Source organism: Sphingomonas sp. MM-1 (genome assembly GCF_000347675.2).
Lineage (GTDB): Bacteria > Pseudomonadota > Alphaproteobacteria > Sphingomonadales > Sphingomonadaceae > Sphingomonas_E > Sphingomonas_E fennica.
The window spans coordinates 454,718-479,453 of the sequence record NC_020561.1; the positions used below are offsets into that span (position 1 = coordinate 454,718).

22 protein-coding genes are annotated in these 24,736 nt (G+C 67.8%); 10 read left to right on the forward strand and 12 right to left on the reverse strand.

Features of this window, described 5'->3' with window-relative positions; translation table 11 throughout:
• Positions 1–30: 30 nt before the first annotated feature.
• Both prsR and prsK read right to left on the reverse strand, forming a co-directional pair.
• Entirely contained in the window at positions 31–1,395 is a 1,365-nt protein-coding gene (prsR, locus tag G432_RS02145; protein ID WP_015457168.1) for a PEP-CTERM-box response regulator transcription factor, read from the reverse strand.
• Complete coding sequence (prsK, locus tag G432_RS02150; protein WP_015457169.1) at positions 1,392–3,482, reverse strand: XrtA/PEP-CTERM system histidine kinase PrsK; 2,091 nt, start codon at positions 3,480–3,482, stop codon at positions 1,392–1,394. The genes prsR and prsK overlap by 4 nt, the downstream gene beginning before the upstream one ends.
• A 304-nt stretch (positions 3,483–3,786) precedes the next feature.
• Between prsK and G432_RS02155 the strand changes: the two genes are divergently transcribed.
• On the forward strand, positions 3,787–4,869 hold the full coding sequence (locus tag G432_RS02155) for a mannose-1-phosphate guanylyltransferase/mannose-6-phosphate isomerase (protein ID WP_015457170.1): 1,083 nt from the start codon (positions 3,787–3,789) through the stop codon (positions 4,867–4,869).
• Between the two features lie 214 nt (positions 4,870–5,083).
• Positions 5,084–5,365, forward strand: a complete 282-nt coding sequence (locus tag G432_RS02160) for a hypothetical protein (RefSeq protein ID WP_015457171.1) — start codon at positions 5,084–5,086, stop codon at positions 5,363–5,365.
• Between the two features lie 19 nt (positions 5,366–5,384).
• Here G432_RS02160 and G432_RS02165 read toward each other — a convergent pair whose 3' ends face one another.
• Positions 5,385–6,773, reverse strand: a complete 1,389-nt coding sequence (locus G432_RS02165; RefSeq protein ID WP_015457172.1) for a helix-turn-helix domain-containing protein — start codon at positions 6,771–6,773, stop codon at positions 5,385–5,387.
• A 182-nt stretch (positions 6,774–6,955) separates the two neighbouring features.
• On the opposite strand from G432_RS02165, the gene aceA reads away from it, so the two are divergent.
• The gene (gene aceA / locus G432_RS02170; protein ID WP_015457173.1) at positions 6,956–8,236 is read left to right on the forward strand and encodes an isocitrate lyase; all 1,281 of its coding nucleotides are present in this window, start codon (positions 6,956–6,958) and stop codon (positions 8,234–8,236) included.
• 29 nt (positions 8,237–8,265) lie between these two features.
• Positions 8,266–8,418 carry a hypothetical protein gene (locus tag G432_RS23605; RefSeq protein WP_015457174.1) on the forward strand — a complete coding sequence of 51 codons (153 nt, stop codon included), beginning with the start codon at positions 8,266–8,268 and terminating at the stop codon, positions 8,416–8,418.
• Positions 8,419–8,490: 72 nt separating this feature from the next.
• Here G432_RS23605 and G432_RS02175 read toward each other — a convergent pair whose 3' ends face one another.
• On the reverse strand, positions 8,491–8,928 hold the full coding sequence (locus G432_RS02175) for an HIT family protein (protein ID WP_015457175.1): 438 nt from the start codon (positions 8,926–8,928) through the stop codon (positions 8,491–8,493).
• Positions 8,925–10,046, reverse strand: a complete 1,122-nt coding sequence (locus G432_RS02180) for a CDP-alcohol phosphatidyltransferase family protein (protein ID WP_015457176.1) — start codon at positions 10,044–10,046, stop codon at positions 8,925–8,927. The genes G432_RS02175 and G432_RS02180 overlap by 4 nt, the downstream gene beginning before the upstream one ends.
• Before the next feature lie 161 nt (positions 10,047–10,207).
• Here G432_RS02180 and G432_RS02185 point away from each other — a divergent pair, with 161 nt between their 5' ends.
• From G432_RS02185 to G432_RS02195, 3 genes are all read left to right on the forward strand, one after another.
• Entirely contained in the window at positions 10,208–11,548 is a 1,341-nt protein-coding gene (locus G432_RS02185; RefSeq protein WP_015457177.1) for a lipopolysaccharide biosynthesis protein, read from the forward strand.
• A 56-nt stretch (positions 11,549–11,604) separates the two neighbouring features.
• Positions 11,605–12,738 carry a serine hydrolase gene (locus tag G432_RS02190; protein ID WP_051128690.1) on the forward strand — a complete coding sequence of 378 codons (1,134 nt, stop codon included), beginning with the start codon at positions 11,605–11,607 and terminating at the stop codon, positions 12,736–12,738.
• Between the two features lie 261 nt (positions 12,739–12,999).
• Positions 13,000–15,051, forward strand: coding sequence for a trifolitoxin synthesis, TfuA (locus G432_RS02195; protein WP_041865080.1), 2,052 nt, complete (start codon positions 13,000–13,002; stop codon positions 15,049–15,051).
• On the opposite strand, the gene G432_RS02200 is transcribed toward G432_RS02195, so the two are convergent.
• The 6 genes from G432_RS02200 to G432_RS02225 form a co-directional block, all read right to left on the reverse strand.
• Entirely contained in the window at positions 15,019–15,738 is a 720-nt protein-coding gene (locus G432_RS02200) for a TfuA domain-containing protein (protein ID WP_015457180.1), read from the reverse strand. The two genes, G432_RS02195 and G432_RS02200, sit on opposite strands and share 33 nt — an antisense overlap.
• Positions 15,735–16,844 carry a YcaO-like family protein gene (locus G432_RS02205; RefSeq protein ID WP_144062092.1) on the reverse strand — a complete coding sequence of 370 codons (1,110 nt, stop codon included), beginning with the start codon at positions 16,842–16,844 and terminating at the stop codon, positions 15,735–15,737. Before G432_RS02205 ends, G432_RS02200 begins: the two co-directional genes overlap by 4 nt.
• A gap of 61 nt (positions 16,845–16,905) precedes the next feature.
• Positions 16,906–17,181, reverse strand: a complete 276-nt coding sequence (locus G432_RS02210) for a hypothetical protein (RefSeq protein WP_015457182.1) — start codon at positions 17,179–17,181, stop codon at positions 16,906–16,908.
• A 203-nt stretch (positions 17,182–17,384) separates the two neighbouring features.
• Positions 17,385–18,677: an amidohydrolase family protein gene (locus G432_RS02215; protein WP_015457183.1), complete on the reverse strand. Its 1,293-nt coding sequence runs from the start codon at positions 18,675–18,677 to the stop codon at positions 17,385–17,387.
• On the reverse strand, positions 18,674–20,050 hold the full coding sequence (locus G432_RS02220; RefSeq protein WP_041864760.1) for an amidohydrolase: 1,377 nt from the start codon (positions 20,048–20,050) through the stop codon (positions 18,674–18,676). Before G432_RS02220 ends, G432_RS02215 begins: the two co-directional genes overlap by 4 nt.
• A 19-nt stretch (positions 20,051–20,069) precedes the next feature.
• Positions 20,070–21,860, reverse strand: coding sequence for a peptide MFS transporter (locus tag G432_RS02225; protein WP_015457185.1), 1,791 nt, complete (start codon positions 21,858–21,860; stop codon positions 20,070–20,072).
• Between the two features lie 125 nt (positions 21,861–21,985).
• Between G432_RS02225 and G432_RS02230 the strand changes: the two genes are divergently transcribed.
• The 3 genes from G432_RS02230 to leuB all read left to right on the forward strand — a co-directional run bounded on the left by G432_RS02230 (position 21,986) and on the right by leuB (position 24,076).
• Complete coding sequence (locus G432_RS02230) at positions 21,986–22,573, forward strand: nitroreductase family protein (protein WP_041864761.1); 588 nt, start codon at positions 21,986–21,988, stop codon at positions 22,571–22,573.
• A gap of 33 nt (positions 22,574–22,606) precedes the next feature.
• Positions 22,607–22,954, forward strand: coding sequence for a GntR family transcriptional regulator (locus G432_RS02235; protein WP_015457187.1), 348 nt, complete (start codon positions 22,607–22,609; stop codon positions 22,952–22,954).
• Between the two features lie 78 nt (positions 22,955–23,032).
• A complete protein-coding gene (gene leuB, locus G432_RS02240) occupies positions 23,033–24,076 on the forward strand; it encodes a 3-isopropylmalate dehydrogenase (protein ID WP_015457188.1) in 1,044 nt (347 codons plus the stop codon).
• A 28-nt stretch (positions 24,077–24,104) separates the two neighbouring features.
• On the opposite strand, the gene G432_RS02245 is transcribed toward leuB, so the two are convergent.
• The gene (locus G432_RS02245) at positions 24,105–24,647 is read right to left on the reverse strand and encodes a glutathione peroxidase (protein WP_015457189.1); all 543 of its coding nucleotides are present in this window, start codon (positions 24,645–24,647) and stop codon (positions 24,105–24,107) included.
• Positions 24,648–24,736: the final 89 nt, after the last annotated feature.

Consider the following 24,736-nt stretch of genomic DNA (forward strand, 5'->3'; position numbering starts at 1 on the left):
GAAGGGGCGGCCACGCAAGCGGCCGCCCCTTCATGCTTGCAGATCATATTGCTTGAAGAGGTCGTAGAGCGTCGGCCGGCTGATGCCGAGCAGCTTGGCGGCGTTGGAAACATTGCCCTCCGTTCGCGCCAGCGCCTGCCGGATCGCCCGGCGATCGGCCATCTCGCGCGCGGCCTTCAGGTTTATCAGCTCCGCATTGTCGGCCATATCGAGATCGAGATCGGCGGCCGTCAGCAGCTTGCCCTCGGCCATGATCACGGCCCGCTTCATCCGGTTCTCCAGCTCGCGGACATTGCCGGGCCAGGTCCAGTCGTTGAGCGCCGCCAGCGCGTCCGGCGCGAAACCGCGCACCGCAGGATTCATCTCCTTGGCGAAGCGGGTCAGGAAATGCTTGGCCAGCAGCGTGGCATCGCCATGCCGCTCCGCCAGGGTGGGGATGCGGACCACGATCTCGGCCAGCCGGTAGTAAAGATCCTCGCGGAAGCTGCCGGCGGCGATCATCGCTTCCAGGTCCTGATGCGTCGCGCAGACGATTCGCGTGTCCACCGGGATGGTCCGCCGGCTGCCGATCCGCTCGATCACCCGCTCCTGCAAGAAACGCAGCAGCTTCACCTGGAGCGGCAGCGGAATGTCGCCCACCTCGTCGAGGAACAGGGTGCCGCCCTCGGCCAGCTCGATCTTGCCCTCGGTGGTCTTGACCGCGCCGGTGAAGGCGCCCTTCTCGTAACCGAACAGCTCGGCTTCCAGCAGATTTTCCGGGATCGCCGCGCAGTTGATCGCCACGAAGGTGCCCTTGGCGCGATCGCTGGCATTGTGCAGGCCGCGCGCCAGCAATTCCTTGCCGGTGCCGCTCGCCCCCAGCAGCATCACCGAGACATTGGCGTTGGCGACGCGCTCGATCGTGCGGGCGACCTTCAGCATCTCCGGCGCCGCGGTCACGATGCTGCCGAGCACGGTCTGCCCGCCGGCGCCGGACGCGGCCAGCCGGGCATTCTCCTGCTCGATCGCGTGCAGGTGGAAGGCGCGGGCCACGATCAGCCCCAGCGTGTCGATGTCCACCGGCTTCTGGTAGAAATCATAGGCGCCCGATGCGATCGCCCGCAGCGCGCTCGCCCGCGCGCCGTGGCCGGATGCGACGATCACCTTGGTGTCGGGCTTCAGCCGCAGGATTTCCTCCAGCGTGGCGAAGCCTTCGCTCACCCCGTCGGGATCGGGCGGCAGGCCCAGGTCCAGCGTCACCACCGCCGGCTCCATCGCGCGCAGGGCATCGATCGCGGCGGTGCGATCGCCCGCGACGATGACGTCATAATCCTCATAGGCCCAACGGAGCTGCCGCTGGAGCCCCTCGTCGTCCTCGACGATCAGCAGGCGTGGTTTGTCGGTCATCTGGCTCATGATGGTTCCAAGGCATTAACGAATCGGTCGGGCCGCGCGGTGATCTGCATCACTGGCAGCACGATGGAAAAACGGGTGCCGGCGCCCTCCCGGCTTTCCACCTCCAGCCGCCCGCCCATGGCGGCGATCAGGCTCCGCGCCTCGAACGCACCGATGCCGAAGCCGCCGGGCTTGGTCGAGGCGAAGGGCTTGTAGAGCCGCGTCCGCACGAATTCGGCCGACATGCCCTGCCCCCTGTCGACCACGGAGATCACTGCCTCTAGGCCGCGCCGCTCGATATGGAGCCAGACCGGCTCGCCCGGCTGGCTGACGTCGATCGCATTCTGCACGATGTGGCCCAGCGCCTGTTCCAGCCGGGGCGGATCGGCCGCGGCCACGATCTCCTCGCTGCCTTCCACCCGCACCGGATGCTGGTGCGCGCGCGATGCCACCACACCTTCGGCCAGCGCCCGCAGCGCCACCGGGCGGGGTTCCGCCGGCCGGCCGGTATTGTGCTGGGAAAGCCGGGCGAGCAGATCGTTCATCTTCGCGGTGGAGCTGCGCAGCGTCGCGATCATGTCCGCCCGGAAATCGGGATTGTCGGCATGCCGCTCCGCATTGCGCGTCAGCAGGCTGAGCTGGCTCACCAAATTCTTGATATCGTGCATGATGAAGGCGAAGCGGCGGTTGAACTCGTCGAACCGGCGCACCTCGTTCAGCGCCTCCTGCCCCCGCGCCTCCGCCAGATAGCTTGCGACCTGCCGGCCGGCAACGCGCAGCAGATCGAAATCCTCCCAGTCCAGCCCCCGCTCCACGCGCGGACGGGCCAGCAGGACGATCCCGACGAGCTGGTCGTAATGAATGAGCGGCACGCCTGCCCAGGCGCGCTGTTCCGCCAATATCCATTCCGGCATCGTCGCCGCTTCCTCGCCGTCGGGGTGGGCGCGGACGTCCTCGAAATCGAGGATGCGGCCGCTCGCCTCCACCAGGCGGACGAAGGCGGCGTCGGCGGCGACGCTGGGCACGTCCATGGTCGGCCAGTTCCACTGCGCGACCAGCATCAGCCCGCCGCTGCCGTCCGGCCCCAGCAGCATGCCCGCCGGCGCCTCCATGATGTCCGCGATCGCCTGGATCACCCGCACGTCCAGCGGATCGGCGCCTTCCTCGGGCCGGCCGATCGTATCGGTGAAGCGCATCCATTCCACGCGATAATCGTAGCGATGCTGGAACAGGTGCTTGGCGATCTTCACCTTCAGCCAGGCCCGGATACGCCCGATCGGCAGGAACACGATGGCCGCCACCGACATGCCGAACACGACCGTCACCTGCGCAAGCTGCGCATAATCCCCGCCGATCAGCTCGATCAGGCGAGCGACGATCACCATCGCGATCAGGTAGAAGCCGATCGCCATCAGCGACAGCGACTGGAAGGTCACGGCGCGCGATATCCGCATCCGCCAGCGCGTGTTCCGCCGGCTGGCCAGCGCGAAGAGCGGCGTGAGCAGCGGCATGATGATGCCCCGCCCCTCGTAGAGCGGAATCGGCCAACTCTGGCCCAGATAGGCTACGGTGTAGAGGTTGAGATCGTAGATCCACATCGCCGCCAGCGCGATCATCGGCAGGCGGATGCCCCAGCGAGCGTCTGGCGTGGCGGCGGTGTAGAGGTTGTGGACGAGCACCAGCGCGCCCACCGCGAAGCTCATCCGCAACAGCAGGACCGCGAAGAACAGGGCGGCCGCCGTCGTCGGCGACGAGGGAACGAGGTGCCCGACCAGAAGATCGACCAGGATCTGCGCGCAGCCGACCCCCACCAGCACCCCATAGAGGCCGATGATCGCGGACCGCATCGCCAAGCCGGTGCCCAGGCGCAGCAGCCCGAACATGAAGCCGAGCCAAGCCAGGTTGCGCGCCGTTTCGCCGATGCTGGCCGCCTGCGAGCCCGGCCCCATCAGCGCCACCGCCGCCGCCCACACCGACGTCAGCGCAAAAGCGGCCATCAGCGCCCGCCGCTGCATCCCGCCGCGCGGCCGCCAGACCTGCCATAGCGCAAGCGCCATGAACAACGCCGCGGCAATGCCGTGGCCCCAGACGCCGACAGCGTCAATCATCCCCACCCAGCTCCTCTCCGGGCATATGTGCCCGAACCTCAGGCCCGATGAATAGCAAGAAATGCCGCGCGAAGGAAAAGCCCATCGCAAGGAGCCCGATCATCCCATGGCCGCCGGCCTTCGATGCGCGGCCACAATTCGCAAGATCAGCGGCCGGAAAAGTTCGGTGATCCGCTATCGCCGAAATTGACAAATAAATCCTGAACCATGCTATCGCTCATCGGAACGGGAGTGCCGCCCCAGTTGTTCCTGGGAGGGACATCGCCCGCGAAGGCCGGTGAAGTCGTGTAGCAGCAGGAGGTTTATGAGCGCGCCGCACAAGATCACACCGGTCATCCTCTCCGGAGGGTCCGGCACGCGGCTCTGGCCCCTGTCCCGCTCCATCCGGCCCAAGCAGTTGCTGAACCTGACGGCGGATCGCTCGATGCTCCAGCTCACGGCCGCCCGCGCCGAGGATGACAGCCGGTTCGATCCGCCGATCATCGTCGCCAACGAAGCCCATGCCGACGAGATCGAACGCCAGCTCGCGGATGTCGGCATCCGCCCGCAATCGCTGATCCTGGAGCCGGTTGCGCGCAATACCGCCCCCGCGATCGCGCTGGCGGCGCTCTCGGTGGCACCCGATGCCGTCCTGCTGGTGATGCCCAGCGATCATGTGATCGGCGATGTTCAGGCTTTCCACGCCGCGATCACCGATGCCCTGCCGCTGGTCGAGCAGGGCTGGCTCGCCACCTTCGGCATCGCGCCCGATGGGCCGGAAACCGGCTATGGCTACATCAAGGCGGGCGCGGAGCTCGCCCCCGGCATCCGCAAGGTGGACAGCTTCGTCGAAAAGCCGGACCGGGCCACCGCCGAGGCCTATCTCACGGAAGGCAGCTATGCCTGGAACGGCGGCATCTTCCTGTTCCGGGCCGACGCCTATCTGGCCGCCCTCGCCGAACACGCGCCCGCGATCGCAGAGGCCGCCAGAGCCGCCATGGCCGGCGCCACCAGGGCCGGCCCGCGCATCCATCCGGCGGTGGAGGCGTTCCGCGCCTCGCCTTCCGACTCGATCGACTATGCCGTGATGGAGAAGGCCGATCGCGTCGCGGTGGCACCGGTCAACATGGGCTGGTCCGACGTGGGAAGCTGGGATGCGCTCCATGCCATCACCAGCCGCGACGATGCCGGCAATTGCCACCATGGCGAGGTGATCGCGCTCGATACCAATAATTGCCTGTTCCGCACCGATGGCCCGCTGGTGGCCGCGGTGGGCGTCAGCGACCTGATCGTGGTGGCGACGGACGATGCGGTGCTCATCCTCCCGCGCGGCGCAAGCCAGGACGTCCGCCGCATCGTCGACGAGCTCAAGCGCACCGGCCACATAACGCTGGACCGCAAACGCTAGAATTTTCCTGCCGGAACGATTGCCGGATTTCGATGTGCCGCGCCAGGCGGGGGAAAACGAGCGCTTAGCCACCCTCCCTCGTCCTTCCCGCGAAGACGGGAGCCGCACACTCGCGCGGCTACTCCATTGCCTCGAACGCCATCGGCTCAATCCAGCCAGCCATTGCCAGTCTTAGGCGCTTTGATAAGCGTCGATGAAATGGTAGATTTCCGCGATGATCTTCTGGCTGCTCTTTGCCTTCGACGCGGTGATGACGGCGGTATTGCTGTTCTTCTTTACCATCGGCATCGCGGATCGATCCGTTTCGGCATCGAATATCGGCCTGTGGCTGCTGCTTCTTGGCGTGGCGGCGGCCTTTCTACTGGGCGGCCTCGCGCTCAAGCGCCGGGCGCATGACCGGATCGGCGCCGCACTGCTCCTGCTGCCGGCGCTGCCGGGCCTGGCCTATCTCGCGTTCGTGCTGATGATGGTGGTGATGCAGCCGCGCTGGAACTGAGTCGCCGCCGTAGCCCCCCTCAATCGCCCGCGAACACGAAGGGTGTCAGCCCCCTTTCCCGATCGTTGAGCAGCAGGGCGCGGCCGATCGGCGGTTCTGCCCGCTGCGGGCAATCCAGCCGGGTGCAGCGGCGGCACCCCATCCCGACTGGCACCGCCGCCCCGGCAAGATCCACTCCGCGCGCATGGACCACCGCCGCCGCATGTTCGGCGGCGACGCCGATCCCGATGGCGAACTCCGCCCGGATACCCTGCGGCGAGCGCACTTGCGACCGCACCGTCCGCGCCAGCGTGAACCAGCGCCCGCCATCCTCCAGCGCGACGAGCTGGCGCACGATCTCCCCCGGCCGGTCGAAGGCGTGATGGACGTTCCACAACGGGCAGCGCCCCGGCGCGGTCACGAGCGGCGATGCCGACGCCCCGGCATAGCGCTTCGACGCCTGCCCCGCCCGATCGATCCGAATCATGAAGAAGGGCAGCCCGCGCGCGCCGACGCGCTGCAGGGTGGTCAGCCGATGCGCCACCATCTCGAAGCCCGCGCCAAAACGGCGCTGCAACAACTCCAGATCGTAACCGGTGGCCTCGCACGCCCGGAGGAAGCGTCCGTAAGGCATCATCAGCCCGGCGGCGAAATAGGAGGTGACGGTGCGGCGGAACAGCCGTTCGGCGACCCGGTCGCCAAAGGCCGCGCCGGCCACCAGCGCCTCGATCTCCGCCCGCGCCTCCAGCTGGGCGAGCTGGAACGCCGCCTGGAAGGTGCGCGATGCCGGGTCCAGCATCTCCGACAGCTGCACCTGCCGGGCATGAAGGTCGAGCCGCCGCAACCGATCGGGCATCGCATCGACCGGCAATATACGGATCGCCAGCTGGTGCTTCACGCGCAGCCGATCGACGATCGCGCCGTAAAGGTCCCCCGCCCCCAGCCGCAGCTCGTCGGCCAGCGCCTCGGCGGCCGCGTCCAGATCGGGATAATGGTTGCGCCAGCGTTCCGTCTCGCGGCGCACCGCCGCAAGCGCGCCATTCTCCTCCTCCGCCAGCCCCGCGCCCGCGTCACGCAGCCGATCGAAGGCGCGGGCGAAGGCTTCCGCGCCGCCGGGGGCCGCCGCCAGCCATTCCGCCAGCTCCGCCCGATCGATGCCGAGGTCCGCGAACAGCGGGTCGGCCAGCCTGCGCCGCATCGCATCCGCCCCGCCGCCCGGCTCGTCGGCGGTCAGCATCCGGGGATCGAGGTCGAACCGATCCCCCAGCCGCAGCATCAGCGCCGCCGTCAGCGGCCGCTGGTTGCGCTCGATCAGGTTCAGGTAGCTGGCCGATATGTCGAGCGCCTCGGCCATGGCCTGCTGGGTGAGGCCAGTCGTGCGCCGCAGCCGCCGCACCGCATGCCCCGCGAAGATCTTGCCGTCGGCCATGACCGCTCCCACCCGTCCCGCCTTTGTAAATATATTACCGATTTACTTCTATCGGCACTTATCCGTCCACCCCTTTACGCGATAATCGGCCTGCCCACCCTCGCGGATCACGGGAATTCCTTCCAATTGACGGGACATCGCCGGGTCATCCCCCGGAGTTCGGATTGTAAAGGAAATTACCAATGGTCGATTTCACCGATCTCGTTGCCGCCCCGGAGGGCCGGTTCGACGGCATCCGCCGCACCTATTCGCCCGCCGATGTCGCACGGCTTCGGGGATCGGTGGCGATCGAGCATACGCTGGCGCGGCGCGGCGCGGAGAAGCTCTGGGCCTCGCTCCGGTCCGAACCCTATATCAACGCGCTGGGCGCGCTTACCGGCAACCAGGCGATGCAGATGGTCCGCGCCGGGCTGAAGGCGATCTACCTGTCCGGCTGGCAGGTCGCGGCGGATGCCAACACCGCCGGCGCCATGTATCCCGATCAGTCGCTCTATCCGGCCAATGCCGGGCCGGAGCTTGCCCGCCGGATCAACCGCACCCTCCAGCGCGCCGACCAGATCGAACATAGCGAGGGCGGCGCCAAGCGCGACTGGTTCGTGCCGATCGTCGCCGATGCGGAGGCCGGCTTCGGCGGCCCGCTCAACTGCTTCGAGATCATGAAGGCCTATATCGAGGCCGGCGCCGCCGGCGTCCATTTCGAGGACCAGCTGGCTTCTGAAAAGAAGTGCGGCCATCTGGGCGGCAAGGTGCTGATCCCCACGCAGGCGCATATCCGCAATCTCCAGGCCGCCCGGCTGGCGGCGGACGTGTGCGGCGTGCCCACCGTGCTGGTGGCGCGCACCGACGCGGAAAGCGCGAAGCTCATCACCTCGGACGTAGACGAGCGCGACCATGAATTCCTGACCGGCGAACGCACGCCGGAAGGCTTCTTCCGCCTGAAGGACGGCACCGGCGTCGATCATTGCATCAAGCGCGGCATCGCCTTCGCCGAACATGCCGACCTGCTGTGGTGGGAAACCAGCCATCCCAATCTGGAGGATGCCAAGCGCTTTGCCGAGGCCGTGCAGAAGGCCCACCCCGGCAAGATGATGGCCTACAACTGCTCGCCCAGCTTCAACTGGGAGGCGAAGCTGGACAAGGACACCATCGCCCGTTTCCAGCGCGAACTGGGGGCCATGGGCTACAAGTTCCAGTTCGTCACGCTGGCGGGCTTCCACAGCCTGAACCACGGCATGTTCGAGCTGGCGCGCGGCTACAAGGACCGCGGCATGGCCGCCTATTCCGAGCTGCAGCAGGCGGAATTCGCCAGCGAGGCGCAGGGCTACACCGCGACCCGCCACCAGCGCGAAGTGGGCACCGGCTATTTCGACCTGGTGGCCGAGGCGGTCTCGGGCGGCATGGCATCGACCACGGCGCTGAAGGAATCGACCGAAGCCGATCAGTTCGCCGTCGCGGCCGAATGATCGCACCACAGGATGAAAGGAGAAGCGTGATGACCGAACCCACCCGGAGCCGTGCCGTCTTCTCGACGGAGGATTTCCAGCTGCTGAAGGAAGCGGTGGCCCATTATATCAAGGCGGTTCAGGACAAGCCTGAATCCGTGAAATACAGCAACCTCTATCATCGCCTCGGCCGGCTTAGCTGAGGCACCAACGGGCTTTTCCTGGGGAGGAGAAGGCGCCCGCCGCGGGAGAAATCCCCGGCGGGCGTTTCCGCGTCACGGCTGCTGCCGCCAATGCCTCTTGAGGAAGGCCGCCAGCTTCGCCGTCTGCCGGGCATCCAGCGAAACCGCCTCGCCCAGCGCCGGCGCCTTGGGCCAGCCGGCATCGGCGATCGTCAGCCCTTCGGCCGAGCGTGTCCCCGCATAGCGCGGGATGACATGATAATGAACATGAGGATCGACCATCATCAGCATGAGATAATTGATCTTCTCATAGGTGACGGCGCGTTTCAGCGCCGCCTCGATATCGGCGCTCACGGTGCCAAGCTCGGCATAAGCGGCGGCCGGCAGCGATCCGAACGCCTTGGCCTCGCCGCGCGCGGCCAGCACCAGGCTGCCCAATGTCGGCTGATCGGGCCGCAGCAACACCACCCAATGGCGATAATCGGCGATCAGGGTGGCCGGATAGCCGAAGCGCAGGATGGTATCGTTCATGCCAGCCACGACCGTATCTCCCGCCCGCGCGCCTGGGCAAGCATCGCTTGGCCGAGCTGGACGAGATGGACGACGAACGAGATCACCGTCCACCACGCCACCGCGATCAGGCCGATATCGGGGCGCTGGAACAGCATGGAGACGAACAGGATCACCATGTTCGGGTTGCGCCGCGCGGTTATCAGGCGGAAATCGGAATCGACCTTGCGCCATACATGGATGTGCATGCCGAAGCGGCGGATGAACTCGCCCTCCACCAGCCGCTGCAGCACATAGACGCCGACGATCACGGCCAGCAGCGTCCACAGCATATCCGCGCCGATCGGCCGGCCATAGGCCGTCAGCCCCACGCCCCACGCCCACCACCAGAAGGGTGGATGGACGAGATCGATGCCATGATCGAACACATTGCCCCACCATGAGGATGTGATAGTGCAGCGGGCGAGCTTGCCATCCACCGTGTCCAGCACCATGAACACCAGCCCCATCGCCATGCCCGACCAGTAGTGGCCGTGCCAGAAGGCGATCGTCGCCGCCACGCACAGCGCGGCGCCCAGCGCCGTCACCATGTTGGGCGTCATGCCGATCCGCGCCGCAATCCGCGTCGCCACCAGCGCCCATTCCGGCCAGAGATATTTGGTCAGCAGGTCGGTCACGCCCTTATAGGCGCCGAAATAGCTGGCGCGCTCGGCCGCCTTCACGGTCGCCGGCGTCAGCGGCATGGCGAACGGGGTTTCGCGCTTGCGCAGCTCCTCGTTCACGATCGCCGCCCCGTCCTCATAGGCCGTCAGGCGCAACGCACCCGCATCGGCCAGCGGCCGGCCTTCCGCCATCGCCCGCGCCACCGCCGCGCGCTCCGCCGCGTCACGGACATGCGCGATCACCGGCACGCCGCCGATCGTCAGCACCGCGCCAGGCTGCCCGGCATGATAGCGCAGCCAGGGCGGATCGAACACGAAGGCGCGGTTCACCAGCACCGCCGGTGCCCCTTCCGCCGCATCGCCGAACGGCAGCTTCGCCGCCTTCGCCATCCGGCGAGTGCGTTCGTCTATCGTCATGCCCCAGATGCGGGTGGGATTTTCGCCGACGAGGTGAATCGCCGGATGGGTATCGGGCAAGGGGCGGATCCTGTGCTGGAAAGGAAAGCCCCTAGATATCGCAACGCGCCCGCGGTTCAACGGCGCTCATGCCTTTTCCTTTCGCCGCCGTATCGCAACCGGCAGAAGCGACAAGGGATATCTCGCAAGCGCGGGCCACTTGCTCTATTGCGCGTCCATCCATGTCGACGCCTGCCCCCCTCCGCCGCGGATCGATCCGCGCCATCCTGCTCAACACCGGCTGGATGCTGGGCGGCAAGGGCTTCGGCGCGGTGCTCAGCCTCATCTATCTGGCCATCGTCACGCGCTCGCTCGGCCTCGACGGGTTCGGCCAGTTCTCGCTGGCGCTGGGCGCCGGCCAGGCATCGGCGACGATCGTTTCGTTCCAGAGCTGGCAGATCATTGTCCGCTACGGCATGCGCTACGTCCATGAAGGGCAGAGCGATGCGCTCGCCCGCCTGGTGCGATTCGCCATCACCATCGATATCATCGCAGCCTTCGTCGGCGTGGCGCTGGTCATCGGCGGAACCCTGCTGCTGGCCGGCCGCTTCGGCTGGACGGACAGTTTCGCCTGGCAGGCGATCGGCACCAGCGCCGTGCTGGTCCTTTCGACGCATTGGACGCCGATCGGCGTGCTCCGCCTGCACGATCGCTTCGCCGCCGCCACCTTTGCCGAGGCGGTGACGCCATCGGCCCGCTGCATCGGGGCGCTCATCGTCTGGCTCACCACGCCCAGCGTGATCGCCTATCTGGCGGTGTGGGCGGTGGCGGAGGCGCTGACGGCGCTCGCTTACTGGTATGCCGCGCACCGCGTCCAGCCGTTCCGTTGGCCCCAGGGACGCATCCGGGACATCGTCGCGGAAAATCCGGGCATCGGCCGCTATGCCATGTTCACCAATCTCACCTCGATGCTGGGGCTGGGCAGCAAGGAATTCGCCGTCCTCATCATCGGCCTGGTGATCACGCCGGCCGCCGCCGGCAGCTTCCGCCTCGCCCAACAGCTCGCGCAGGGGCTGGCCAAGCTTTCCCAGCTGCTGGGCCGGGCGATCTTCCCGGAACTGGTCCGCAGCCATACCACCGCCGGCAACGAGGCGTTCGATGCGCTGCTCGCCCGCACCCTGCGGATGACGGCGATCGGCGGCGGCATCGTCTTCGTGCTGCTGCTCACCATCGGCAAGCCCGCGATCGGCCTGATCGCCGGCAAAGAGTTCCTGTCGGCCTATCCCGTGCTTCTGGCGCTCGGATCGGCCGCCGCCGTGGATTTCGCCGCCGTCGGCTTCGAACCGGCGCTGACGGCGATGGGCCGCGCCGATCTCGCGCTCAGGGTCCGCATCGTCTCCACGCTGATCCTCGTGGCGCTTCTGGCGGTCCTGCCGCAATATTTCGGGGTGATCGGCGCCGGTGTCGCGGTGCTGATCGCATCGATCATCACCTTCATCCTGATGTGGCGCACATTGCTGCGCCATCGGCGGCCTGAGCGTAATATGGGACCGGCCGAGTCGCCGGGAATCCGGGGACAATAGTCTCGCAAGCGCAGGCGGCGCATAATGGCGCCGATCGGGAGGGAGGCTCGAAAATCATGCGTGAAACAGGGGTATCGAACGCACGGCCGCGCCTGATGGCGCCGTTGTTCCTGGCCGTGATCGCCAGCGCCTGCGTCGCCCCGGCCCCGGCGCCCGCGCCGGCCAGGATCTCGCAGACGCCCGTCGGCCCGCCGCAGCCCCGCACCGCGCCGTTGCCCGCGCCTGTCGTTCCCCACCCGCCGGCCGGGCTCGAAGCCCGCATCGCCACGCTGGGGCAAAGCTTCGCCGGCAGCGTTGGCATCGCGGTGCGCGATGTCTCCACCGGCTGGGCAGTCAGCTACAACGCCCAGCGGCCGATGCCGCAGCAGAGCGTCAGCAAGCTCTGGGTATCGATGGCGGTGCTGGACGCCGTCGATCGCGGCACGATCAGCCTGTCGGAACCCGTCACCGTCCGGCGCGACAACCTGACCGTGTTCCACCAGCCGGTCCGCGCGATGATGGGCGCCAACGGCTTCGCCACCACTTATGGCGCGCTGATGCGCATCGCCCTCACCCAGAGCGACAATACCTGCAACGACATGCTGCTGCGCCGGGTCGGCGGGCCGGACGCGGTGCGGGGCATGATCCTGCGCAAGGGCCTGGGCCGCATCGCTTTCGGCCCCGGCGAAACCCTGCTGCAAAGCGGGATCGCCGGTCTCGAATGGCGGCCGGAATATGCGCAGGGCAACGGCTTCCAGGTGGCCCGCGCCGCCTTGCCCTATGCCCGGCGGCAGGCCGCGATGGACCGTTACCTCGCCGACCCCATGGACGGCGCCACGGCGGAAGCGATCGCGGGTGCGCTGGCCCGGCTCAAGCGCGGCGAGCTGCTCTCGCCCGCCTCCACCCGCTTGCTGCTGACGACGATGGGCGACAGCCGCACCGGCCCGCAGCGGCTGCGCGCCGGCCTCGCGCCGGGCTGGACGCTGGCGCACAAGACCGGCACGGGCCAGGAACTGGGCGGGCTGGCCACCGGCTATAATGATGTCGGCGTCATCACCGCGCCCGACGGCCGCAGCTATGCCGTGGCCGTCATGATCGCCAGCACCCGCCAGCCCATCCCCGTGCGCCAGCGGCTGATGGCCGATGTCGTCCGCGCCGTGGTGGCAAGCCATAGCTGGCTGGGATCGGCGCCCACCATCGCAGCGCAATAACCGCGATGCGATAGCAGGCGCGCCGCAGCCCACGTCGAGGATATTCACGATGCCGAACGAAAGACGGCCCGGAACCGAAGTTCCGGGCCGCAGGAATAGTCCGGCCTCACCGCTGGGGTATAGCCGGACCCGGGTCGCCTCGAGAAACCCTGGAAGGGAGGAAATCTGCCCTTCGAAACTCTTTCGCGGCGCAGCGCCGCTGACAAAAATTTTTCTAGGGCATGGCCGTGAGGGCAAACGTTGGTCTATCGTGAAAATAACGTGAAACCGACTTCGCTCACCCCTCCCCGATTCGTCGTGCGCCTGCACGGGGATTTCCGCATCTCTCAAAGGGATGCGGGGATCGTTACGGACTCGCTGACGCCTTCCAGCCGCAAGGCGCGGGCGCTGCTGGCCATCCTCGCCACCTCGCCCGAACAGCTCGTCAGCCGCGAACGGCTGATCGGCCTGCTGTGGAGCGAGCGCGGCGAGACCCAGGCCAGGGCCAGCCTGCGGCAGACGCTCGCGGAGCTGCGCCGCCTGCCTTATGCCGATGCGCTCCTGATCTCGCGGCGCGAGATACGCCTCGCGCCGACCCTGTTCGAAACCGATGCCGATCGCATTACGGCCTATGCCGCAGCGCAGGATTTCGCGGGGCTGGCCGCCGCACTCACCGATATCGACCGGACGATTCTGGCCGATCTGGAAGGGCTCGATCCCGCCTTCGACGACTGGCTGTTCGTCGAGCGCGAACGCCAGCGCAACCGCCTGGTGGTGGAGGTGCTGGCGGTCGTCGGCGCCGCGTCCGACCCCGAAAGCCTCGGCCATCGCCGCTCCATCCTCAGCGCGCTGCAGCAGGTGGATGGCGGGGACGAGGCGATCGTCCGCCTCGGCCTCTCGCTCGATCATCAGGCTGGCGATCACGCCGCCGTCCATCGCCGCTATCGCCAGTTCCAGGGCGCCCTGAAGCGCGATTACGACGCCCAGCCATCGGCGGAGACGCAGCAGCTCTTCCGCCGGCTGATCTCGGTCGCCCCGGTTGCGCCCGCCGCCGCGACGCCGCCACCCGCCCCGATCGCCGCGCCGACGATCGCGCCGGACAGCGTGCCTCACATCACCGAACGCCACGAGCCGCCGATCATCGTGCTCTCGCCCTTCGTCACCATCGGCGAGGGCGACGACGCGGCGATGGTCGCCCAGATCATGCACGATGATCTGCAGACCGCGCTCGGCGGCTTCCGCGACCTGCGCGTGCTGTCGATCGCGGACCCGACCCCGGAAAGGCTCGCCGCCGTGTGCGGCAGCTCGATCGCCAGCTATGCCTTGGGCGGCACGGCGCGCGCGCAGGATGGCGGCTTCCGCGTCAACCTCCGCCTGACCGCGCTCGATCGCGGCGTGCTCGTCTGGAGCCGCCAGATCACGGTGCAGGCCGCCACGCTCGGCAGCGTGGTGGACGAGCTGGTCGCCAGGATCGCCGGCGCCATCCTGCCGGTCGTGGTGCGCGATATCGGCCAGGCGCTCGATACCACCACCGGCGCGACGCCGGCCTCCAGCTCGCTCTATTTCGGCGCCCGTGCGCGGCTGCTCTCTTCCTCCACGCTGGCCGAAGTGCGCGAGGCGGCGGAGCTGTTCGAGAAGGTGATCGAGGAGGACCCCTCGATCGTCAACGCCCACCTTCACCTCGCCCGCATATACAATACCGATTTCATGCTGCGGCTGGCCGGGCACGATCCCGCGCCGCTGCGCGCCCGCGCCTTCGAGCTCAGCCTGCGCGCCGCCGCGCTCGATCCCGCCAACGGCCATGTCCATTCGCGGCTCGGCTGGTGCTATCTCCGGCGCGGCGACATCACGCAGGCGGTGCGCCGCTTCGAAAATTCGGTGGAGATCGGCCCCTATCACGCCGATGGCCTGAACGAAGCCGGTTTTGGCCTCTGCCACCTCGGCCTGCTCGATCGCGCGGGGGAGCTCATCAAGCGCGCGTTCGAGCTCAACCCCTTCCCGCCCGACGAATATTTCTCCGATGTGGCCGTGCTGGCGATGCTGCGCGGGGAGCATGACGAGGCCGAGGCCCAGTTCGAGATTTCGCGCGATCCCGCCATCCATTACCAGGCCGTGCGCTGCGCCAATCTGGCGCTCGCCGGCCGGATGGACCGCGCCCGCGAGGAAGCGGATATCCTGCGCAAGGCCTTCGCCCCGCTCTGGCACAATCCGATACCGCTCACCGATGCCGATATCGTCGCCGGCATCCATGTCTTCCTGCCGCTGCACGAGGCGGGGCATCGCGACATGTTGGAACGCGGCCTACGCGCGGCCGGCCTCTGCATATCGGCCTAGGGCGGCTTCGCCCGTCGGCTGGCGCAGGCGGCGGAACCATGGTGTTTCGGGCGGCGGCGGACAGGCGACGGGGCGATCAACGCCTTGCGCCAGCCTGTTTACCAGCCGCTCCGCATCGCGCCGCTTGCGGCTGATCACCCGGTCCGGCGCCGGCATCTCCCGCCCGGCGCGTTCCCGGAACAGCGCCGCCAGCCGATCCCAATTGCGATCGCGGAAGTTCAGGCGATCGGCGATCCGCAGCACGAGCCGCCTGTCGGCATCCGGCCAGTTCCGCGTGCAGGCGCCGACATCCACCAGCGCCACCGTCAGCGGGCGATGCGCCAGAGCGGGCGGCGCGTGGCTCACCATCACCGCATCGTCGCGCTCAATCAGCCCGGATCGATAGGCGCGGAATATCGCGCCCACGCCGATCATGCCGCAGGAATGAAGCTCCGCCGCGCGGATCGCCCCCAGGCTCGCCGCGCCCAGCACCGGCACGCCTTCCGCCAGCGCCGCCAATATCTCCTTGTGCCACACGCTCGGCCGCGTTTCGAAAATGCCGTCCACCAGCCCGATCGCGCGGGGCCGTTCGGCCAGCGCCCGCACGATATCGCCGCAGGCCGCCGGCGGGCGCAGCGCGATTCCGGGGGGAATCGGCTTGCCGCTCCCCCACAGGCTCGGCCCGGCAAAGAGGATCGCATCCCTCATGCGAAGGCCGACGGCCGTTCATGATCGCCGAAGCCCGGCGCCAACAGCTTCACGGTGGCAAGGCCGCTCGCCCCACCGCCCAGGTCGACGCAGACGATCGCATCCGCCCCCGCATCCCGGCAACGCTCCGTCAGCCGATCGCGCAGTTCCACCGCGTCGCCCGCCACCCAGGGCGGACCGGCGGGAAAGGGCCGCGCGCCATCGGCCTCGAACGCCAGCGTTTCCTTGGCGATCCCCAGCCGCTTTCCGGCCGGATCGCGATAATCCTCGTCCTCCAGATCGTCGCGCGCGCCGGCGATGAACATGATCCGGGCCTGCGCCGCCTCGCCGATGGCCGCCATCAGCGCCGCGGCAGGGTCAGGGTGGCAGGCGGACCCAACGCCCGGCGGCAGGACGAGGGTCGCCGCCCGGTCCATCTCCACCAGCGCGCAATAATAAGCCGGCACGCCGATCCCCTCGCCGATGTCCCACGCCATCAGGCGCAGGCCGGCATGCGCGATGCGGGCCAGCGCCGCGCGGATTCGGCGATCGGGAATGGCGCCAAGGGCGATGCGGGTGGCGCGCTTGGCGGCATGCGGCCGCTCCAGCCAGCGCGCGCGCCCTTCGCGCTCCAGCAATTCCAGCAGCGCCGCCACGATCGCCTCGTCCCGATCGGCGCCGGATGCCAGGCCGTTGCTGCTCTGCCGGATATCGGGCGCCACATCGCGCGCCAGATCCATGGAAACCATTTCCAGCGGCACCGCCATGCCGCCCCCGCCGACCAGATCATGCCCCGCCAGCCATTCGCGCGGGCGATCGCCGTCGAAGAGGCCGGGCTGGCCCGGCGCCATCGGCACACGCGCCCACAAGGCCGCCTCGCGCGCCCGCGCGGGCCGGAAATTGCCGTCGCCTTCGATGGTTTCGGCGCGGTGAAGCTCGATCGATTCCACCAGCGCCGAGATACGCGCGATAGCCGGATGGGCGCCCTTGCCCATCGATACGGCCAGCGAACGCGCCATCGGCCGCACCGCCTGGAACACCGGCAACCCGATCCGGTCGAGCCCGGTCAGGTCGGCCAATCGGGTGATCCCTGCCGCCGCCGCCAACGGACGAAGGCGCGCCAGCATCTCTGCCGGCGCGGCCTTCCGATAATGCTGGGCGGGAACGGTGCGGACCCGCCGCACCGGATCAGTTGTGGTTGCCGCCACCCGCGCTGCCCGGGTCCGCCAGGCCGCGCAGCGTTTCGTGGCTGCCGGCGGGCAGGCGCACCGCGGTAAGGGTCGGGCCGGTGGTGAAGGTCGCTTCCAGTTCGGCGATCGCATCCTGCGCGATCTGGTCGCCCCCCGGCGCCGCGACGAACGATTCCTCAGCCGCGAACACGTAACCGATGGTCACGTTCGGATTGGACGGGTCCGTGACCCGGATCGCATAGCGTGCGGCAGATGAATCCAAAGCTGTCGGCATAGTAAACCCCCTCGTCTTAACCAGGCCTTTGGCTAACAGAACTTAAGATGGACTGCCAGCGTTAAGGATCGCTTAAATCAGCAATACGTCCGTTAAATGACGATCCTTTGATCCATATCGGATGATGCCTGGATCGATTTGCGGCAAGCGCCGCGCTGGCCAGCTTCGGCCGGCGGCACCCCCGCGCCGCCGGCCGGCCCTGGTCAGCGTTCGTAGGCCTTGGGCAGCGCCCCGTCGTTCGCCGTGCGATAACGGTCGCGCAGCTTGTCCTGTCGGGTGCGGAGCGGCTGCTCCACGCCGTCGATCCATACCGAAAGGACGGCCGTGGAAAGCTCCAGCGGATCGCCGTCCCAGATCACCACGTCGGCGCGCCGGCCGGGGCGCAGCGATCCGATCTCGCCGCCCATGCCGATCGCCTCGGCCGGCAGCGAGGTGATGGTGGCAAGCGCCGCGCCCCAATCGAGCCCGGCCGCCCCCGGTATCTTGCCCAGCGCCACCAGATTGCCGGCATATTGCTTCACCTGCCGGGCCTGGCGGGCGTCATTGTCGTTGATCATGCCGATGCCGACGGTGACGCCGGCGTTGCGCAGCCGCCCGATGTTGGACTGGGTGGCCGCCAGCGATTCGAACGAAGCCGGCAAGTCCGCCAGCGCCGAGGCGATGACCGGCACGCCCGCCGCCTTCACCTGCGCCGCCACCGTCCACGCCTCGGTCGCGCCGACCAGCACCAGCTTGAGCGTCGGGAATTCCTTCTTCAGCTCCAGCGCCTGCAATATGTCGCTGCCCCGCTCGACATGGGCGAGAAGCGGCACCTGCCCGTTGACCACGGGCACCAGTGCAGCCGCGTCCGGCCGGGTCAGCAGCGCATCGTCGCCGCGCCTGCCGGCGGCCTGATCCCGCGCCTCGGCCAGCGCGTTGCGGAAGGCGGCATAGGTCGCCGGCCGGCTGCCGCCCGCCTGCGATGCGCCTTCCTCGCCGAACTCGACGAACTGGAACGCCCTGGCCTTGGTGATGGGGCTCATATCCGCGCCCAGATCGATCACCGCGCCCTGGCCGGCGAAGATCGATCCGTCGCTTTCCGGCGCCACCACCGCGCGGGTCACGCCTTCGGCCCGATTGAGCGTGATCGCGCTGGTGCGCGGGTTCACGGCCGGCGCCACGTCCAGCGCGGCGTTGAACGGCGACTTGCCGGCGGATGCGTCGTTGGTCTGGCGCACGCCATCCACCTCGACGATGCCGAGCCGGCTGAACCCGGCGACGAGGCCCGGCGTCACCCATTTGCCCTCGGCGTCGATCACGCGCGCGCCGGCGGGCACGGCCACGCCACGGCCGGCGGCGGCGATGCGGCCGTCGCGCATCACCACGGTGCCGCCGTCCACGGGGCCGGAACCGTCGCCGATGGCGAGCCTGGCATTGGTGATCGCCACGGTCTCGGCCATGGCGGGGGCGAACGGAGCGGCGATCAGCGCCGCCGCGGCGAGCAGGACCGCCTTCACTTCACATCTCCTTCGCCGGGCTGGCCCAGCTCGAAATCGGATACAGGCCGGCGCTTCGGATCCAGCGCGTCATACATCAGCGCCCCGTCGATCCAGACCTTTTCGGGCCGGGTGTAGACGCTCAGCGGATTGCCGTTCCACAACACCACGTCGGCCATCTTGCCCGGCTTCAGGCTGCCCGTCCGGTCGTCGATACCCAGCGCCTTGGCGGCGTTGATGGCAAGCCAGGTCCAGGCCACCTCGTCGGGAATGTCGATGCCCATGCGGCGGCCGGCGGCCAGCGCCTTGGCGGTTTCCTGGTTCAGCCGCTGGATGCCGTTCTCGTCGTCGGAATGGACGATCGCGCAGGCGCCCGCATTGTGGACGAGCGGCAAATTCTCCTTCACCGCGTCATAGGCTTCCATCTTGAAGCCCCACCAATCGGCCCACATCGCCGCGCAGATGCCGTTGGCCTTCAGCAGATCGGCGATCTTGTAGGCTTCCACGGCATGGTGGAACGCCGTGACCTTATAGCCGAATTCCTTCGACATATCGATCACGTTGGCCATCTCGTCCGCGCGATAGCAGTGGTTGTGGACCAGTATCTTGCCGCGCAGCACATCGGCCAGCGTGTCCAGCCCCAGATCGCGGGCGGGCGGCTCGCCGCCGTCCTTTTCATATTTGTCCCACTTGCGGCGATATTCCTCGGCCTTCGCCCAGGTCTGGCGGTCGACCGCGATATTGCCCATCCGCGTGCCCGGCGCCTGGCTGCGGCCGCCATAGACGCGCTTGGGGTTCTCGCCGCAGGCCATCTTCAGGCCGTAAGGCGCGCCGGGGAACTTCATGCCCTGCATGGTGCGGGCATAGACGTTCTTCAGCGTCACCGATCGGCCGCCGAACAGGTTGGCCGATCCGGGCAGGATCTGCAGCGTGGTGACGCCGCCATTGGTGAGCGCCCGGCTGAAGCCCGGGTCCTGCGGCCACACGCTATGTTCCGCCCACACCTGCGGCGTCACCGGCGAAGTCACCTCATTGCCGTCGGAATGCGCCTGCACCGCCGGGCTCGGATAATCGCCCAGATGGCTGTGGACGTCGATCACGCCCGGCGTCACCCACTTGCCTGTGCCGTCGATCACGGTGGCACCCTGCGGCGCATCCACCGTCTGGCCGATGGCCACCACCTTGCCGTCGGCGAACAGCACCTGTCCGTTCTCGATCCGGCCGCCCTCGCCGTCATAGATGGTGACGTTCGTCACCAGCGTCGGCACGCCGGGATAGGCATGGTAGGTCGATGGGAAGGGATCGCTGGAAGGCATCGCCCGCGGCGCATCCTGCGATGCCGGCTTCCGCTTGCCCTCGGCGGCCGATCCGGCGGCCACCGCAATTCCCGCCATCAACGCGATGGCGAATTTCCTATTGAACACCGTGCATCCACTTCTTGATGAGGGGAGAGATGAGGACCAGCACGACGCCGATCCCGATCGAGACCACGCCGATCGTCCAGAACACGTTCACATAAGTATCCAGGCTGACCTTCAGGTTGGTCACCTGCCCGCCCACCGTCTCGACGCTGGCGACCTGGGCGACCATGCCGGCCACATATTGCGCGACGGAGATGGAAAGGAACCACAGCCCCATCATCAGGCCGACGATGCGGGCGATCGAAAGCTTGGTGATCATGCTCAGCCCCACCGGCGAGATGCACAGTTCCGCCATCGAGTGGATCAGGTAGAGCAGCGCCAGCCACCAGAGCCCGACCTTGAAGTCCGCGCCCGCATAATGCGATCCCCAGACGAGCGCGAGGAAACCCAGCCCCACGCCGGCCAGCGCCACGCCGAACTTCACCGGGATCGAAGGCTCCAGCCCGCGCTTGGCGAGCGCCGTCCACATGATCGAGAAGAAGGGCGCCAGCGCGACGATGAAGAAGGCGTTGAAGAACTGGGTCTGCCCCGCCGTCATCTCGAACAGGCCGAACACCGAAAGATTGGTGTTGCGGTTGGCGAAGAGCGTGAGCGAGGAACCCGCCTGTTCGAACAGCGTCCAGAACACGACGTTGAAGATGATGAGCACGCAGGCCGCGAGCATCATCTGGAATTCCACCTTGCTGCCGACCTTGTAGGACCATGCCAGGATCACCGGCACGGCGACGAGGAAGGTTCCGAACAGCAGCTTGCCCATCAGCGGCAGCGCCAGCAGATAGCCCAGCATGCCCTCGCCGGACTTGGGCGCGGGCGAGTTCATCAGGTTCACGAACAGGAACCAGACGAGCGGGATCGCGACGATCGACAGGATGTAGATCAGCCAGGAACGGTCCGGGCCGGTCCGCACCGGCGGCTCGCCATAACCGTCCAGCTTGCCGCCGTCGAACTGGATCAGCGACCAGGAGAAGAGCATGCCCAGCGCCGCGAGGCCGAAGCCCGCCCACCAGCCGACCGCCACCGAAAGCCACGGGCAGAGGAGCTGCGAGAAGAGCGATCCCAGGTTGATGCCCATGTAGAATATGGTGAAGCCGGCGTCGCGGCGGCGGTCGCCGGGTTCGTAGAGCGTGCCGACGATGGTGGAGATGTTCGGCTTGAAGAAGCCGTTGCCCACCGTGATCATGCTGAGCGCGATCAGCATCACCATGGTGAAGAAGGTGCTGCGGTCGCCGCCGGCCTCGAAGCCGCCCTTCTGCACCGTGCGGGCGACCGATCCGTCGGCCGCGAGCAGCGATACCGTGCCGTCCTCATTGCCCTTGATCGCCAGGCGCGTGTCGCCGTCGATCACATATTGCTGCTTGGCGGCGGTCGATTTGTCGACCTGCACCTCGTAACGCTGCCCGTCGATCACCGCATAGGGCTTGGCGGTTTCGCCGCCGAAGCAGAGCGTGAAATAGCCGAGCGCCATCAGGATCGCGCCGAACTTCACCGATCGCTTCGATCCCAGATAACGGTCGGCGATCAGGCCGCCCACCAGCGGGGTCAGATAGACCAGGGCGGTGAACCCGCCATAAAGGCCGGTAGTCGTGCTGTCGTTGAACAGGAAATGTTCGGCGAGGTAGAGCGTCAGCAGCGCCCGCATGCCGTAGAAGCCGAATCGCTCCCACATCTCGGTGGTGAAGAGCCGCGCGAGCTGGCGCGGGTGGCCGAACCATGTGGGGCCATCGGTTCGTCGGGCGGATGCGGCGCCGGTTTCCGGGCTCGCATCGGCTGCGGGTTGGACCATCAGGATCACTTTCGATATGATATGCCGGGTGCCGAGCCCCGGCCGGATTGGCCGGCAGACTAGCGCCGATATTTCCCGTGTGAAGAAGATTGTTGCGCGGCGTCGGCGCTGATACCCATCGCGCCATGTTCAACGATCGCTCCTCCGCCATCGCGCTTCTCGCCTCCCGCCGCTCCGGCAAGCCGCGCGACATGGTCGCGCCCGGCCCCGATGCCGGCGAGCTTCGCCAGATATTGGCGATCGCCACGCGAACGCCCGATCACGGCAAGCTCGCGCCCTGGCGCTTCGTGGTCGTCCCGGCGGAAAAGCGCGATGCCTTCCACGCGCTGCTCCGCCGCGCCTATCTGGAGGGCAAGCCCGATGCCGGCCGGCTGGAACTGGAATCGATCGATCAGTTCGCCCATCAGGCGCCTGCGCTGGTGGTCGCGATGGCCAGGCCCGCGCACGCCAGCCACATCCCGCTCTGGGAACAGGAATTGTCGGCCGGCGCCGCCTGCATGAACCTGCTCACCGCCGCCCATGCGCTGGGCTTCGTCGGCGGGTGGCTGACCGGCTGGCCCGCTTATTCGGATATGGTGCGCAACGCCTTCGGCGGCGCGGACGAACGCATCGCCGGCTTCATCTTCCTTGGATCGCCTTCCCGCCCGCTCGAGGAACGGCCCCGTCCGGCCTATGAAGCGGTCGTTTCGTCGTGGGAACCAGACTTCGCTTGACGCGCCGTGCTGTATTATTACAGCATTACGCCGATGACTCAGGAAGCCCGTCCCGTCTATCTCCGCCTGCGCGATCATATCGCGGCCGCCATCCTCGACGGCACCTATGCCGATGGCGATCCGCTGCCCTCGGTGCGCGCCTTCGCGGCCGAACATGGCGCCAACCCGCTCACCGTGGCGAAGGCGTATCAGAGCTTCCAGGAAGACGGGCTCGTCACCGTCCGGCGTGGGGTGGGCATGTTCGTGGCGGAAGGCGCCACGCGCCGCCTGCTCAAGGCCGAACGCGAAACCTTCCTCAGCGAGGAATGGCCCCGCATCGCCGAACGCATCCGCCGGCTGGATCTCGATCCGGCCGACCTGCTCGATCGGGTCGCCGGCTGAATTTTCCGATATTCGGGCTTCCGTAACGGCCCCGCAGACGGCATGGGCTCCCCCGACTGACATTTAGGGGATTGGTTCATGCTCATCGCTTTGCTGCCCGGCGACGGTATCGGCCCGGAAGTCATCGAACAGGCCGTCCGCGTGCTCGATGCCGTGACGGGCGATGCCCTTTCCTTCGAACGCGGCCTCGTCGGCGGCGCGGCCTACAAGGCGGTGGGCCACCCCCTCCCCCCCGAGACGCTCGATCTCGCCCGCCGCGCGGACGCCATCCTGTTCGGCGCGGTCGGCGATCCCGATTGCGATGCGCTGGAACGCCATCTCCGCCCCGAACAGGCGATCCTCGGCCTGCGCAAGGAACTGGGCCTGTTCGCCAATCTCCGCCCCGCCCGGCTGTTCCCGGAACTGGCCGATGCCTCGGCGCTCCGGCCGGAAGTGGCGGCACGCATCGATCTCGTCATCGTCCGCGAAACCAACGGCGACGTCTATTTCGGCGAAAAGGGCATGCGCACCACCGCCGATGGCCTGCGCGAAGGCTATGACATCATGTCCTATAACGAGGCGGAAGTCGCCCGCATCGCCCGCGTCGGCTTCGAAACCGCGCGCGCGCGCCGGGGCCGCCTCTGCTCGATCGACAAGGCGAACGTGCTCGAGACCTCGCAGCTCTGGCGCGATGTCGTGATCGAGGTTTCGCGCGACTATCCCGATGTCACGCTCAACCACATGTATGTGGACAATGCCGCCATGCAGCTGGTGCGCGATCCGGGCCAGTTCGACGTGATCGTCACCGGCAACCTGTTCGGCGACATCCTGTCCGATCAGGCATCGATGTGCGCGGGCTCGATCGGCATGCTGCCCTCCGCCACGCTCAACAGCCGCAGCCAGGGCCTTTACGAGCCGATCCACGGCTCCGCGCCCGATATCGCCGGCCAGGGCAAGGCCAATCCGCTCGCCACCATCCTTTCGGCGGCGATGATGCTGCGCTATTCGCTCGGCAAGGCGGCGGAGGCCGACCGGATCGAGGCCGCCGTCGCCGCCGCGCTCGCGGCCGGCGCCCGCTCCCCCGATCTCGGCGGCAGGATGTCCACCGCCGAAATGGGGGATGCGGTGCTCGCGGCGCTCTGAGGCGCGCGCCGAATCGGGCGCCCGCCCCCTACTTCGCCAGTTCGCGCTCGACCGCCTCGACGATCTCGGGGCTGTCGGGCGCCACGTCCGGCGCGAAGCGCGCCACGACATTGCCGTCGCGGCCGATCAGGAACTTCTCGAAATTCCACAGGATGTCGCTGGGGTTGGCGCGCTTGAAGCCGTAACCTTCCAGCTTCGCCTCCATCCCGTCGCCGCCCTGGGCCTCGGGCTTCGCCGCGATCAGCGCGGCGTAAAGCGGATGGCGATCGGCGCCGTTCACCGCGATCTTGGAGAACATCGGGAAGGTCACGCCGAAATTGGTCTCGCAGAAGGACGCGATCTCGTCGTCCGTCCCCGGCTCCTGCGCGCCGAAATCGTTTGCCGGAAAGCCCAGCACCGCGAAGCCCCGGTCGCCATATTTCTCGAACACCGCCTCCAGCGCGGCATATTGCGGCGTCAGCCCGCATTGCGAGGCCACGTTCACCGCCAGCAGCACCTTGCCGGCATGATCGCCCAGCGTCGCATCGCCGCCGTCGATCGCCTTCAGCGGAATATCCCGAATTGCAGCCATTTCATCCATCTCCTCTGGTCGGGCGGCACCATATTCGGCCCCTTGGCATACGCAAGGGCGCGCTGGCGGATTGACGCGGCTTGCCCCGC

Coding starts and splice junctions, on each gene's coding strand:
- prsR (WP_015457168.1), bottom strand. CDS start 1,395: ATGAGCCAGATGACCGACAAACCACGCCTGCTGATCGTCGAGGACGAC.
- prsK (WP_015457169.1), bottom strand. CDS start 3,482: ATGATTGACGCTGTCGGCGTCTGGGGCCACGGCATTGCCGCGGCGTTG.
- G432_RS02155 (WP_015457170.1), top strand. CDS start 3,787: ATGAGCGCGCCGCACAAGATCACACCGGTCATCCTCTCCGGAGGGTCC.
- G432_RS02160 (WP_015457171.1), top strand. CDS start 5,084: ATGATCTTCTGGCTGCTCTTTGCCTTCGACGCGGTGATGACGGCGGTA.
- G432_RS02165 (WP_015457172.1), bottom strand. CDS start 6,773: ATGGCCGACGGCAAGATCTTCGCGGGGCATGCGGTGCGGCGGCTGCGG.
- aceA (WP_015457173.1), top strand. CDS start 6,956: ATGGTCGATTTCACCGATCTCGTTGCCGCCCCGGAGGGCCGGTTCGAC.
- G432_RS23605 (WP_015457174.1), top strand. CDS start 8,266: ATGACCGAACCCACCCGGAGCCGTGCCGTCTTCTCGACGGAGGATTTC.
- G432_RS02175 (WP_015457175.1), bottom strand. CDS start 8,928: ATGAACGATACCATCCTGCGCTTCGGCTATCCGGCCACCCTGATCGCC.
- G432_RS02185 (WP_015457177.1), top strand. CDS start 10,208: ATGTCGACGCCTGCCCCCCTCCGCCGCGGATCGATCCGCGCCATCCTG.
- G432_RS02190 (WP_051128690.1), top strand. CDS start 11,605: ATGCGTGAAACAGGGGTATCGAACGCACGGCCGCGCCTGATGGCGCCG.
- G432_RS02200 (WP_015457180.1), bottom strand. CDS start 15,738: ATGAGGGATGCGATCCTCTTTGCCGGGCCGAGCCTGTGGGGGAGCGGC.
- G432_RS02205 (WP_144062092.1), bottom strand. CDS start 16,844: ATGCTGGCGCGCCTTCGTCCGTTGGCGGCGGCGGCAGGGATCACCCGA.
- G432_RS02210 (WP_015457182.1), bottom strand. CDS start 17,181: ATGCCGACAGCTTTGGATTCATCTGCCGCACGCTATGCGATCCGGGTC.
- G432_RS02220 (WP_041864760.1), bottom strand. CDS start 20,050: ATGGCGGGAATTGCGGTGGCCGCCGGATCGGCCGCCGAGGGCAAGCGG.
- G432_RS02225 (WP_015457185.1), bottom strand. CDS start 21,860: ATGGTCCAACCCGCAGCCGATGCGAGCCCGGAAACCGGCGCCGCATCC.
- G432_RS02230 (WP_041864761.1), top strand. CDS start 21,986: ATGTTCAACGATCGCTCCTCCGCCATCGCGCTTCTCGCCTCCCGCCGC.
- G432_RS02235 (WP_015457187.1), top strand. CDS start 22,607: ATGACTCAGGAAGCCCGTCCCGTCTATCTCCGCCTGCGCGATCATATC.
- leuB (WP_015457188.1), top strand. CDS start 23,033: ATGCTCATCGCTTTGCTGCCCGGCGACGGTATCGGCCCGGAAGTCATC.
- G432_RS02245 (WP_015457189.1), bottom strand. CDS start 24,647: ATGGCTGCAATTCGGGATATTCCGCTGAAGGCGATCGACGGCGGCGAT.